At 60.6% G+C, this 13145-nt stretch carries 7 protein-coding genes; all 7 read left to right on the top strand.

Going from position 1 to position 13145, the window contains the following annotated elements:
• Positions 1-170 precede the first annotated feature (170 nt).
• The 7 genes from gltB to gspE all read left to right on the top strand — a co-directional run bounded on the left by gltB (position 171) and on the right by gspE (position 13144).
• Entirely contained in the window at positions 171-4616 is a 4446-nt protein-coding gene (gene gltB, locus ACYP2Q_RS13050; protein ID WP_459730825.1) for a glutamate synthase large subunit, read from the top strand.
• 32 nt (positions 4617-4648) lie between these two features.
• Complete coding sequence (locus ACYP2Q_RS13055) at positions 4649-6067, top strand: FAD-dependent oxidoreductase (protein WP_175389976.1); 1419 nt, start codon at positions 4649-4651, stop codon at positions 6065-6067.
• A gap of 235 nt (positions 6068-6302) precedes the next feature.
• The gene (hemE, locus tag ACYP2Q_RS13060) at positions 6303-7370 is read left to right on the top strand and encodes a uroporphyrinogen decarboxylase (RefSeq protein WP_459730826.1); all 1068 of its coding nucleotides are present in this window, start codon (positions 6303-6305) and stop codon (positions 7368-7370) included.
• 289 nt (positions 7371-7659) lie between these two features.
• Complete coding sequence (gbpA, locus tag ACYP2Q_RS13065) at positions 7660-9126, top strand: N-acetylglucosamine-binding protein GbpA (protein WP_459730827.1); 1467 nt, start codon at positions 7660-7662, stop codon at positions 9124-9126.
• 108 nt (positions 9127-9234) lie between these two features.
• On the top strand, positions 9235-9753 hold the full coding sequence (locus tag ACYP2Q_RS13070) for a type II secretion system protein N (protein ID WP_459730828.1): 519 nt from the start codon (positions 9235-9237) through the stop codon (positions 9751-9753).
• Positions 9754-9761: 8 nt separating this feature from the next.
• A complete protein-coding gene (gspD, locus tag ACYP2Q_RS13075) occupies positions 9762-11690 on the top strand; it encodes a type II secretion system secretin GspD (protein ID WP_459730829.1) in 1929 nt (642 codons plus the stop codon).
• Positions 11687-13144 carry a type II secretion system ATPase GspE gene (gspE, locus tag ACYP2Q_RS13080; RefSeq protein WP_459730831.1) on the top strand — a complete coding sequence of 486 codons (1458 nt, stop codon included), beginning with the start codon at positions 11687-11689 and terminating at the stop codon, positions 13142-13144. Before gspD ends, gspE begins: the two co-directional genes overlap by 4 nt.
• Position 13145: the final 1 nt, after the last annotated feature.

Here is a 13145-nt window from a genome sequence, read left to right on the forward strand (position 1 = left end):
CGACATAGATTTGCGACATTTCGTCGCCAAATTTGTGAGGCCAAGTGTCGGTGTGTACAATGACCTCCCTTTTGCCCCCGCAAAGCTGGCGTACGTTCGGCGCGGATGGTAAGTGGTTGAATTGAAAAGAAATTTGCCTCGACAAGAGGCAGCCTGGTGAGAAAGTGTCTATGAAAGCAGGTCTGTACCAACCAGATGAATTCAAGGATAACTGCGGTTTCGGCCTGATTGCCCACATGCAAGGCGAGCCCAGTCATACCCTTTTGCAAACGGCCATCGAGGCCCTGACCTGCATGACCCACCGCGGTGGGATTAATGCTGACGGCAAGACCGGTGACGGTTGCGGTCTGCTGATTCAAAAGCCGGACGTGTTCCTGCGAGCCATCGCCCAGGAAACCTTTGGCGTTGAACTGCCCAAGCAATATGCCGTGGGCATGGTCTTCTTCAACCAGGACCCGGTCAAAGCCCAAGCCGCTCGCGAGAACATGAACCGCGAGATCCTGGCTGCGGGCCTGACTCTCGTCGGCTGGCGCAAAGTGCCGATCGACACCAGCGTCCTCGGCCGCCTGGCCCTTGAGCGCTTGCCACAGATCGAGCAGGTGTTCATCGGTGGCGAAGGCCTGAGCGACCAGGACATGGCCGTCAAGCTGTTCACCTCCCGTCGTCGCTCATCGGTGGCCAACGCCGCCGATACCGACCACTACGTCTGCAGCTTTTCGCACAAGACCATTATTTACAAAGGCCTGATGATGCCGGCGGACCTGACCGCCTTCTATCCGGACCTGAGCGATGAGCGCCTGCAAACTTCGATTTGCGTGTTCCACCAGCGCTTCTCCACCAACACCCTGCCGAAATGGCCGCTGGCTCAACCGTTCCGCTTCCTGGCGCACAACGGCGAGATCAACACCATCACCGGCAACCGCAACTGGGCCGTGGCCCGTCGCACCAAGTTCAGCAACGACCTGATGGACCTGGAAGAACTCGGCCCGCTGGTCAACCGCGTCGGTTCCGACTCCTCGAGCATGGACAACATGCTGGAGCTGATGGTCACCGGTGGCATCGACCTGTTCCGTGGCGTGCGGATGATCATTCCGCCTGCGTGGCAGAACGTCGAGACCATGGACCCGGACCTGCGGGCGTTCTACGAATACAACTCGATGCACATGGAACCGTGGGACGGTCCGGCCGGCGTGGTAATGACCGACGGTCGCTACGCGGTGTGCCTGCTCGACCGTAACGGTCTGCGTCCGGCGCGTTGGGTCACCACCAAGAACGGTTTCATCACCCTGGCGTCGGAAATCGGTGTCTGGAACTACCAGCCTGAAGACGTGATCGCCAAGGGCCGCGTTGGCCCGGGCCAGATCTTTGCCGTGGACACCGAAACCGGTCAGATCCTCGACACCGACGCGATCGACAACCGCCTGAAGTCCCGTCATCCGTACAAGCAATGGCTGCGCAAGAATGCCCTGCGCATCCAGGCGACCATGGAAGACAACGACCACGGTTCGGCGTTCTACGACGTCGATCAGCTCAAGCAATACATGAAGATGTACCAGGTCACGTTCGAAGAGCGTGATCAGGTGCTGCGTCCGCTCGGCGAGCAAGGCTACGAAGCCGTGGGCTCGATGGGCGACGATACGCCGATGGCCGTGCTGTCCCAGCGCGTGCGCACGCCGTACGACTATTTCCGCCAGCAGTTCGCGCAGGTGACCAACCCGCCGATCGACCCGCTGCGTGAAGCCATTGTCATGTCGCTGGAGATCTGCCTCGGTGCCGAGCGCAACATCTTCCAGGAGTCGCCGGAACACGCTTCGCGCGTGATCCTCAGCTCGCCGGTCATTTCCCCGGCCAAGTGGCGCTCGCTGATGAACCTCGATCGTCCGGGCTTCGAACGCCAGAAAATCGACCTCAACTACGACGAAAGCATCGGCCTGGAAGCCGCGATCCGCAACGTTGCCGATCAGGCTGAAGAAGCCGTGCGCGCCGGTCGTACCCAGATCGTCCTGAGTGACCGTCACATTGCCCCGGGCAAGTTGCCGATCCACGCTTCCCTGGCCACCGGTGCGGTACACCACCGCCTGACCGAGAAGGGCCTGCGTTGCGACTCCAACATCCTGGTGGAAACCGCGACCGCACGTGACCCGCATCACTTCGCCGTGCTGATCGGTTTCGGCGCCTCTGCCGTTTATCCGTTCCTGGCCTACGAAGTGCTGGGCGACCTGATCCGTACCGGTGAAGTGCTGGGCGACCTCTACGAGGTGTTCAAGAACTACCGTAAAGGCATCACCAAGGGCCTGCTAAAGATCCTGTCGAAGATGGGTATCTCGACCATCACGTCGTACCGTGGCGCTCAACTGTTCGAAGCCATCGGCCTGTCCGAGGAAGTCTGCAACCTGAGCTTCAAGGGCGTACCGAGCCGCATCAAGGGCGCGCGTTTCGTCGATATCGAAGCCGAGCAGAAAGCCTTGGCCACCGAAGCCTGGAGCCCGCGCAAGCCGATCCAGCAGGGTGGCCTGCTGAAATTCGTCCACGGTGGCGAATATCACGCCTACAACCCGGACGTGGTCAACACCCTGCAAGCCGCTGTGCAGCAGGGCGACTACAGCAAGTTCAAGGAATACACCTCGCTGGTGGACAACCGTCCGGTGTCGATGATCCGCGACCTGCTGAAAGTCAAAACCCTCGACACGCCGCTGGACATCAGCGAGATCGAACCGCTGGAATCGGTGCTCAAGCGCTTCGACTCCGCCGGTATCTCCCTGGGCGCCCTGTCGCCTGAGGCTCACGAAGCCCTCGCCGAAGCCATGAACCGCCTTGGCGCGCGTTCCAACTCCGGTGAAGGCGGTGAAGACCCGGCGCGCTACGGCACCATCAAGAGCTCGAAAATCAAGCAGGTTGCCACCGGCCGTTTTGGTGTGACCCCGGAATACCTGGTCAACGCCGAAGTGCTGCAGATCAAGGTTGCCCAAGGCGCCAAGCCAGGCGAGGGCGGTCAACTGCCAGGGGGCAAGGTCAACGGTCTGATCGCCAAGCTGCGTTATGCAGTGCCGGGCGTGACCCTGATTTCGCCACCGCCGCACCATGACATCTATTCGATCGAAGACTTGTCGCAGCTGATTTTCGACCTGAAACAGGTCAACCCGAAGGCGCTGGTCTCGGTGAAGCTGGTAGCGGAAGCGGGCGTCGGCACCATCGCCGCCGGTGTGGCCAAGGCCTATGCGGACTTGATCACCATCTCCGGCTACGACGGTGGCACTGGTGCATCGCCGCTGACCTCGATCAAATACGCGGGCGCTCCGTGGGAACTCGGCCTGGCCGAAACCCACCAGACCCTGCGCGGCAACGACCTGCGCGGTAAGGTCCGGGTACAGACCGACGGCGGCCTGAAAACCGGCCTCGACGTGATCAAGGCGGCCATCCTCGGCGCTGAAAGCTTCGGCTTCGGTACCGCGCCAATGATCGCCCTGGGCTGCAAATACCTGCGCATCTGCCACCTGAACAACTGCGCTACTGGTGTTGCGACCCAGAACGAGAAGCTGCGCAAGGATCACTACATCGGTACCGTCGACATGGTGGTGAACTTCTTCACCTACGTCGCCGAAGAAACCCGTGAGTGGCTGGCCAAGCTGGGCGTGCGCTCCCTCGAAGAGCTGATCGGCCGTACCGATCTGCTGGAAGTCCTCGAAGGCCAGACCGCCAAGCAGCATCACCTGGACCTGACCCCGTTGCTGGGCAGCGACCATGTGCCAGCGGACAAGCCACAGTTCTGCGGCGTGGAACGTAACCCGCCGTTCGACAAGGGCCTGCTGGCGGAAAAAATGGTCGACATGGCCACCTCGGCGATCAACGACAAGAGCGGCGCCGATTTCGCCCTGGATATCTGCAACTGCGACCGTTCCATCGGCGCGCGGATCTCCGGTGACATCGCCCGTAAACACGGCAACCAGGGCATGGCCAACGCGCCAATCACCTTCCGCTTCAAAGGCACGGCCGGTCAGAGCTTCGGCGTGTGGAACGCCGGCGGCCTGAACATGTACCTGGAAGGCGACGCCAACGACTACGTGGGCAAGGGCATGACCGGCGGCAAGCTGGTGATCGTTCCGCCGAAGGGCAGCATCTACAAGACCCAGGACAGTGCCATCATCGGCAACACCTGCCTGTACGGCGCCACTGGCGGCAAGCTGTTCGCCGCCGGCACCGCGGGCGAGCGTTTCGCCGTGCGTAACTCCGGTGCCCACACCGTTGTGGAAGGCACTGGCGATCACTGCTGCGAGTACATGACCGGTGGTTTCGTCTGCGTATTGGGCAAGACCGGTTACAACTTCGGCTCCGGCATGACCGGCGGTTTCGCCTACGTGCTCGACCAGGACAACACCTTCGTTGACCGGGTCAACCACGAACTGGTGGAAATCCAGCGGATCAGCGGCGAGGCGATGGAAGCCTACCGTAGCCATTTGCAACGCGTGCTGAACGAGTACGTCGAGGAAACCGACAGCGAGTGGGGTCGTGAACTCGCCGAAAACCTCGATGATTACGTGCGTCGTTTCTGGTTGGTCAAGCCCAAGGCTGCCAGCTTGAAGTCGTTGCTTTCCAGCACCCGTGCCAACCCGCAGTGATATGCGCCTGAAGAGTTTGATGAGGTTTTAAAATGGCTGAACGTCTGAATAATGACTTCCAGTTCATCGAGGTCGGGCGCAAGGATCCGAAGAAGAAACTGTTGCGTCAACGCAAGAAAGAGTTCGTGGAAATCTACGAGCCCTTCAAACCCCAGCAGTCGGCCGACCAGGCCCACCGCTGCCTGGGTTGCGGTAACCCGTATTGCGAATGGAAGTGCCCGGTGCACAACTTCATTCCCAACTGGCTGAAACTGGTGGCCGAGGGCAACATCCTCCAGGCCGCCGAACTGTCGCACCAGACCAACACCCTGCCGGAAGTCTGCGGCCGGGTGTGCCCGCAGGACCGTCTGTGCGAGGGTGCCTGCACCCTCAACGACGGCTTCGGCGCGGTGACCATCGGTTCGGTGGAGAAGTACATCACTGACACCGCGTTCGCCATGGGCTGGCGTCCGGACATGTCCAAGGTCAAGCCGACCGGCAAGCGTGTCGCGATCATCGGCGCGGGCCCGGCTGGCCTGGGCTGTGCCGACGTGCTGGTGCGAGGTGGCGTGACCCCGGTGGTCTTCGACAAGAACCCGGAAATCGGCGGCCTGCTGACCTTCGGCATCCCCGAGTTCAAGCTGGAAAAGACCGTGCTGAGCAATCGCCGCGAAGTCTTCACTGGCATGGGCATCCAGTTCCGCCTCAACACCGAGGTGGGCAAGGACGTGACCATGGAGCAACTGCTCGAAGAATACGATGCGGTCTTCATGGGCATGGGCACCTACACCTACATGAAGGGCGGCTTTGCCGGTGAAGACCTGCCGGGCGTGTACGACGCGCTGGACTTCCTGATCGCCAACGTCAACCGCAACCTGGGCTTTGAAAAGTCGCCGGAAGATTTCGTCGACATGAAAGGCAAGAAGGTTGTGGTACTGGGCGGCGGCGACACGGCGATGGACTGCAACCGTACCTCGATCCGCCAGGGCGCCAAGTCGGTGACCTGCGCCTATCGTCGTGACGAAGCGAACATGCCGGGCTCGCGCAAAGAGGTGAAGAACGCCAAGGAAGAAGGCGTGAAATTCCTCTACAACCGCCAGCCGATCGCCATCGTTGGCGAAGACAAGGTCGAAGGCGTGAAAGTGGTCGAGACCCGTCTCGGCGAACCGGACGCCCGTGGCCGTCGCAGCCCCGAGCCGATCCCGGGCTCCGAAGAGATCATCCCGGCCGACGCCGTGGTCATCGCCTTCGGTTTCCGCCCAAGCCCGGCGCCGTGGTTCGAGCAGTTCAGCATCCAGACCGACAGCCAGGGCCGCGTTGTCGCCCCGGAACAGGGTCAGTACAAGCACCAGACCAGCAACCCGAAGATCTTCGCCGGTGGCGATATGGTTCGTGGCTCTGACCTGGTGGTGACGGCGATCTTCGAAGGTCGCAATGCGGCTGAAGGGATCCTGGATTACCTGGGCGTCTAAGCCCCGTTCGAAACTGCTACGCAATACCTGTAGGAGCTGGCTTGCCAGCGATGCAGACACCTCGGTGCTTCAGATGCACGGAGGTGATGCTATCGCTGGCAAGCCAGCTCCTACAGTGTTTTGTGGTGCAGCAAAAATGCGACAAATTGACCCGATAGACAAAAGGCTGACGTGCATCCGTGCCTTTTGCGCCCGGCTCTGAGAAAATGCCCGCACTTTTTTTCCGGATGCCGACATGACTGCCCTGAAGAACGACCGTTTCCTGCGCGCCCTGCTCAAGCAACCCGTAGACGTCACCCCAGTGTGGATGATGCGTCAGGCCGGTCGCTACCTGCCTGAATACCGTGCCAGCCGTGCCAAGGCCGGCGATTTCATGAGCCTGTGCATGAACCCGGCGTTCGCTTGCGAAGTCACGATGCAACCGCTCGACCGCTATCCGCAGCTGGACGCGGCGATCCTCTTCTCCGACATCCTGACCATTCCCGACGCCATGGGCCAAGGCCTGTACTTTGAAACCGGCGAAGGTCCGCGCTTCAGGAAAGTCGTCAGCACCCTGGCCGACATCGAAGCCCTGCCGATTCCTGATCCACACAAAGACCTGGGCTACGTGATGGACGCAGTCAGCACCATCCGCCGCGAACTGAACGGTCGCGTACCGCTGATCGGCTTCGCCGGCAGCCCATGGACCCTGGCCACCTACATGGTCGAAGGCGGCTCGTCGAAAGACTACCGCAAGACCAAAACCATGCTCTACGACAACCCGCAAGCCTTGCACCTGCTGCTGGACAAGCTCGCGCAGACGGTCACCAGCTACCTCAACGGCCAGATCATGGCCGGCGCGCAAGCGGTGCAGATCTTCGACAGCTGGGGTGGCAGCCTCTCGGCGGCGGCGTACCAGGAGTTCTCCCTGGCCTACATGAAGAAAATCGTCAGCGGCCTGATCCGCGAACACGAAGGCCGCAAGGTGCCGGTGATCCTGTTCACCAAGAACGGCGGCCTGTGGCTGGAAAGCATTGCCGATGCCGGCGCCGATGCACTGGGCCTGGACTGGACCTGCGACATCGGCAGTGCCCGTGAGCGTGTCGGCAGCAAAGTCGCCCTGCAAGGCAACATGGACCCAACCGTGCTCTACGCCAAGCCGGAAGCGATCCGCGCCGAAGTCGGGCGCATTCTTGCCAGCTACGGCAAAGGCAGCGGCCACGTGTTCAACCTCGGCCATGGCATCACCCCGGAAGTCGATCCGGAACACGCCGGCGCCTTCCTGCGCGCGGTGCATGAGTTGTCGGCGCAGTATCACGAGTAATTGCGTTTAAGTTGTTTAAAACCCGTTCGGACTGGTGCCTGACGGGTTTTTTTATACTCTTAGTTTCTCATGTCCGATTTAAGTATTGCCTCTTGTAAGAATTTTTACATTCTTGGCGAATAAAAGATTTAATTGAACAGTCCTACGGTAAGTGTTGATTTTCCCTACATATAAAATTCTTCCATCAAAGTAGATTTACAGACCCGTGCTCACCAGTGTCGAGCGCAATTGCAACTAACGGCGCCAGCAACGGGCCGTTATCTTCGATAAGCAGTCTGGAATTTATTGGATGAAAAACACTTGCTACAAAGGAAGTGCGTTGGCCGCTTGCACGTCTTCAGTGATCCTGTTATCGGCAATGTTGGCGTCACAAAGTGTTTCCGCGCATGGCTATCTGGAAGTACCGCCTTCGCGTGCACTGCTTTGTCAAAAAGGCGTGAATACCAATTGCGGTGGCGCCCAATACGAACCTCAAAGTGTTGGTGAAACCTTCAAGGGTTTTCCGGCGGGTGTTGGCGGCGCGCCTCTGCAAGGACCGGTCGATGGCAAGATCCCGAGTGGCGGTCACTCGTTGTTCTCGGCTCTGGACGCCCAATCGGCCACCCGTTGGCAAATGACGGAAATCAAGGAGCGCAACATCGATTTCCAGTGGCGCTACACGGCTGTGCATCCGGCCACCAAACATGAGTATTTCATCACCCGCAACGGCTGGAACCCGAACGAAGCACTCAAGCGAGCCACGTTCGAAAGCACGCCATTCTGCACCATCGACGGCGGCAACCAGAAGCCCGAGCCGGGTGCCAAACACAACTGCAACATCCCTGCGGATAAATCCGGCCAACACGTCATCCTGGCGATCTGGACGGTCGGTGATACCGATGCAGCATTTTATAATGCGACGGATGTGAACATCCTGGCCGAGCCAGAACTTCCGGGCGGTTGGTCCTCCGTCGGCAGCATCGCGCCGTCGACCTCGTTGCTGGTCGGTGACAAGGTCAAGGCCCGCGCATTCACCGCCAATGGCGAGAACCCGGACTACAGCGTTGAAATCTCCATTGATAGCGCCGTAGAAGGTTCGCCAAACAACTGGTCGTTCAAGTTGGCAGAAGCCATCAACAAGGCTCACACCCTTATCCGTGCAGGTGTTCGTGATGAAAGCGGCACGATCGAGCCGGTCAAGGGTAACAACAGCGTGTACGCGCAAAAAGACAGCGGCGTGACGCGCTACGAAGTGCAGCTGAAGATGCAGGAAGATGCTGCGGCTCGTCTGTCGGTAGCTTCGGCGCAAGCTGAATATGTGTTGGACAAAGGCTTGGCCAAGATCGATTTCAGTATTCTGTCCAATCGCAAAATGAACGTCGAAGCGACGCTGTTCGATGAGGGCAACAAACCGGTCGGCTCCACCTCCGGGCAAGTGGACAGCGGCTCGACCCACCTCGTCATAGATGTGCGCAGCAACCCCGGCAAGCACACCCTGACGTTGGTCGGCACGACCCTGGATGGCCGGACCACCCGTCAGGATACTCAGGTGACCCAGTTGACCGGTGAAGGTGCCGGTACCGACTACGACTTCGTGTTCCCGCAAGGCATCAGCGAGTACACCGCCGGTACCAAGGTACTGCAACCGAAGACCAATGAAGTCTTCGAGTGCAAGCCATTCCCGGAGTCCGGTTATTGCAAGCAGTACAGCCCGTCTGCCAATGGTTTTGAACCTGGCATCGGTGCGCACTGGCACATGGCCTGGAACAAACTGTAAATCCCTCGCAGTACTTCAGGTGGCCTGAGAAGGCCGCCTGAAGGTTCACTTTTTTATCGAGTTGCAAATGACGGTTTCGGGTTATCGAACGGCTCGCGTGAACCACTCGTGAAGCGTTCGTGGAAGGTAATAAGGCGTTTTGGCCTGCTGGTCATGCCGCTGTGTTATGCATTGATGCTGATCTGGCAGGAGTTGCACTGGCGTGAGCGCTTGATGCCACCGCCATTGTCAGGGGCTGCGCCGCCCTCTGTTCCTGCCCTTGTTCCGCTGGATGCTACTGCGGTGGCATCGGTGCTGGGCCTGACGCAAGAAACCTCGTTGCTGGCCAGTGCCGAGCCGCTGACCTTGCAGGCCAGCTTCATTTTCACCAATGGCTTGTCCAGAGCACTGCTCGCCGATGCCCAGAGTTCGCGTATGTACCAGGTTGGCGAACGCTTGCCCGGTGGCAGCGTCCTGCGTCGCGTCGAGGCCAATCAAGTGGTGCTGTGGAACAAGGGGCGGGAAGAGCGATTGACGCTGCAACCGTCCGCCGCGCGTTTCCTGCGCCGACTTGAGTCGCCAGGCGAAACACAGGTTTCCGCTATTTCCACGCGTTATCTACGCCCGGTTTCCGGGCTGTCAGAGTGATCTTCATCATGAACAGTTTCATTGGCCCGCAGGCCCTGCGCTCCATGCTTTTATTGGTCGTTATGGCGAGTCTGGCTTGGTCGGGCACGTTGCAGGCTGCGCAAGAAAAGTGGCAGTTGGCGATGAACAACGCCGAGCTGCGCGACATCGTTGAAGAGATCTCCGGCATTCTGGGGACCACCGTGGTGCTTGATCCCAGGGTCTCCGGACGCATCACCGTGATGTCTCAACAAGCCCTTGATCGCGAAGGCGTCCGCCGCTTGTTTTATGCGGTACTCGACGCCCACAACTTCACGGTGATCGATGAAGGCGACCGGATACTGATCACGCCAGTGACCGAAGCCAAGACTCGCGCCAGCACCAACCCTGCAAAAAACACTACGCCCTCGCAATTTGTCACCCGGGTAATCGAGCTGAACAACAGCAGTGCCGCCGACATCGCCGGACTGGTCCGGCCATTGGTCTCGGCCAACGGTTATGTCGGGCCGTCCGTGTCGGCCAATGCGGTGGTGGTGACGGAGACGGCAGCCAACGCGCACCGCGTCGTCCAAATCATCCGCCAGCTGGACTCCGGACAAGGCAATATGCACGCCGTGGTGCAATTGCGCCACGCCAGGGCCAGTGATGTGGCCCCCGTGATGGAAGCTTCGCTGGGCAAGCGCACTGCCGAGAGCGCGATCCAGGTATTGGCCGACAGCAGAACCAACCGCCTGATCCTGATTGGCCCGTCAGCCGTTCGCCAACGCTTGGCCGAGTTGGCGCGCGGTCTGGATATTCCTGCCACGGCGCCCGCGGACAACGCCCGGGTGATCCGTTTGCGTCACAGTGACGCCAAGCAGTTGGCCGAGATTCTGGAAAGCATGGGACAAGGCCGAAAAGCGCCTCCAGCCCTTGGCAGCAGCAAGGACCCAGCGCCTGGCACTGCTTTCATGATCAAGGCCGACGAAAGCCAGAATGCGCTGGTGCTGATCGCCGAACCAGAGCAGGTCAGGACCATCGAAAGCATCGTGCGGCAGTTGGACCAGCCGCGCGCGCAGGTGCTGATCCATGCCGCCATCGTCGAGATCTCCGGGGACATCGCCGAGGCGGTTGGCGTGCAGTGGGGCATCAGTACGGGGGATGCAAAAGGCTTCATCAACTTCCCCGGCACTGATATTCCGATTGTCGGCGGCCTGGATTTCGACGAGAAAAAGTCCGCACCCGAAGGCGCGATTTTGCGCCTGGGTAGCGATCGTTTTGGCGCACTGATTTCGGCCTTGGCCAGCAACACTCACAGCAACCTGCTCTCTACGCCAAGCCTGTTGACCTTGGACAATCAGGAAGCACACATCATCGTCGGCCAGAATGTCCCCTTCAAGACCGGCTCCTACGCCACCAACAGCAACGGTGCGGACAATCCGTTCACCACAGTCGAACGCAAGGACGTGGGCATCAGCCTGAAGATCAAGCCGTACATCAACGAAGGCTCGACGCTGCGGCTGGAAGTCGAGCAGGAGGTATCGGACATCGCGCCCTCGGTATCGGGCATCGATTCTTCGGACCTGATCACCAACAAGCGCGCACTCAAGAGCACCATCCTGGCCGACGATGGCGAAATCATCGTGATTGGCGGGTTGATCAGGGACAGCGTCAGATCCCAGAAAAGCGGTGTGCCCTTGTTGCGGGATATTCCTTACCTGGGCGCTCTGTTTCGCTGGAACCGGGAAACCCAGAGCAAAAGCAATCTCATGGTGTTCCTGCGGCCCACGATCGTGCGCAGCAAGGAAGACCTGAGCGGCATCAGCCAGCAGCGTTACAACGCGCTGCGTGACTTGAGCCAGTCCGTGGCGCGGGATAACAACTCGTTGCTGCTGCCAGCGGATTCACGTCAGCTGTTCGAACCGGCTTCCAATGCTCCGGTGTTCGATCTGCGCAAGCCCGCGCTGAATACGCCATGACCCAGCTGCCCTTTGGTTTCGCCCGTCGGTTCGGTGTGCTGCTGGAGTGCGAAGACGGCGAGTCGAGCCTTGCGGTGCGCGCCGATACGCCGCTCACTGCCCTTGCGGAAGCCCGCCGGGCATGCGCTCGCGAGCTGCCGCTGCGGGTGCTGGAACCCGAGATTTTCGCGACCCGCCTGGCAGCCGCCTACCGCGAGGGCCAGAGCGCCGCCGAGCAGGTTGCCCAAGGGCTGGACGAAGAACTGGACCTGCTCAGCCTGGTGGACAAGGTGCCGCAAACCGCCGATTTGCTGGAGCAGCAGGGCGATGCACCGATCATCCGCCTGATCAACGCGCTGCTCAGCGAGGCCATGCGCGAGCACGCCTCCGACGTGCATCTGGAAACCTTCGAGCAGTACCTGTCGGTACGTATGCGGGTCGACGGGCAATTGCGCGAAATGCTCCGGCCTCGACGCGAATTGGCAACGCTGCTGGTGTCGCGCATCAAGGTCATGGCGCGCCTGGATATCGCTGAAAAGCGCGTGCCCCAGGATGGGCGGATGGCCTTGCGCCTGGCCGGGCATGAAGTCGATGTGCGGGTCTCGACCCTGCCCTCGGCACACGGCGAACGGGTAGTACTGCGCTTGCTCGACAAACAGGCCGGGCGCCTTGAGTTGTCGCGCCTGGGCATGCCGGACGACATCCTGCGGGACCTGCGCCAGTTGCTGGGCAAACCCCACGGGATTCTGCTGGTGACCGGGCCCACCGGCTCCGGCAAGACCACCAGCCTGTACGCCGCGCTCAACAGCCTGAACGACCAGACCCGCAACATCCTCACGGTCGAAGATCCCATCGAGTACCACCTGCCGGGCGTCGGGCAGATGCCGGTCAATCCGAAAGTGGACATGACCTTTGCCCGGGGCTTGCGCGCGATCCTGCGACAGGATCCGGACGTGGTGATGGTCGGCGAAATCCGTGACCGCGAGACCGCTGAAATTGCCGTCCAGGCTTCCCTGACCGGTCACCTGGTGCTCTCGACGCTGCACACCAACAGTGCGGTCGGCGCGGTGACGCGCCTGGCGGACATGGGGGTCGATGCCTACCTGCTGGCCTCGTCGCTGGTGGGGGTCCTGGCCCAGCGATTACTGCGCACGTTATGCCCTCATTGCAAGGCGCCCTACAGCGCGGATGCGGCTGCCTGCCAGCGTCTGGGCCAGGCTGCGGCACCGCTGCAGCTATTCCGGGCCGTGGGCTGTGAACAGTGTCAGCACGGCTATCGTGGGCGCGTCGGCATCTATGAGTTGATCAGCGTGACACCGGCCGTGGCAGCGCTGATTCATCAGGGCGCCAGTGAACAGGCCTTGGCCAACGAGGCGCGCCAGATGTCGCGCAGTCTGTTCCAGGACGGCCGGCAACGGGTGCTGGATGGGCTGACCAGTCTCGACGAGCTGTTGCGCGTGACTCGGGAGGACTAGG

It is taken from the genome of Pseudomonas sp. MHK4, assembly GCF_054600775.1.

What these genes read in the sequence shown, in the direction of transcription:
- gspE (WP_459730831.1), top strand. Translation starts at nt 11,687, where the DNA reads ATGACCCAGCTGCCCTTTGGTTTCGCCCGTCGGTTCGGTGTGCTGCTG.
- hemE (WP_459730826.1), top strand. Translation starts at nt 6,303, where the DNA reads ATGACTGCCCTGAAGAACGACCGTTTCCTGCGCGCCCTGCTCAAGCAA.
- gbpA (WP_459730827.1), top strand. Translation starts at nt 7,660, where the DNA reads ATGAAAAACACTTGCTACAAAGGAAGTGCGTTGGCCGCTTGCACGTCT.
- gltB (WP_459730825.1), top strand. Translation starts at nt 171, where the DNA reads ATGAAAGCAGGTCTGTACCAACCAGATGAATTCAAGGATAACTGCGGT.
- ACYP2Q_RS13055 (WP_175389976.1), top strand. Translation starts at nt 4,649, where the DNA reads ATGGCTGAACGTCTGAATAATGACTTCCAGTTCATCGAGGTCGGGCGC.
- gspD (WP_459730829.1), top strand. Translation starts at nt 9,762, where the DNA reads ATGAACAGTTTCATTGGCCCGCAGGCCCTGCGCTCCATGCTTTTATTG.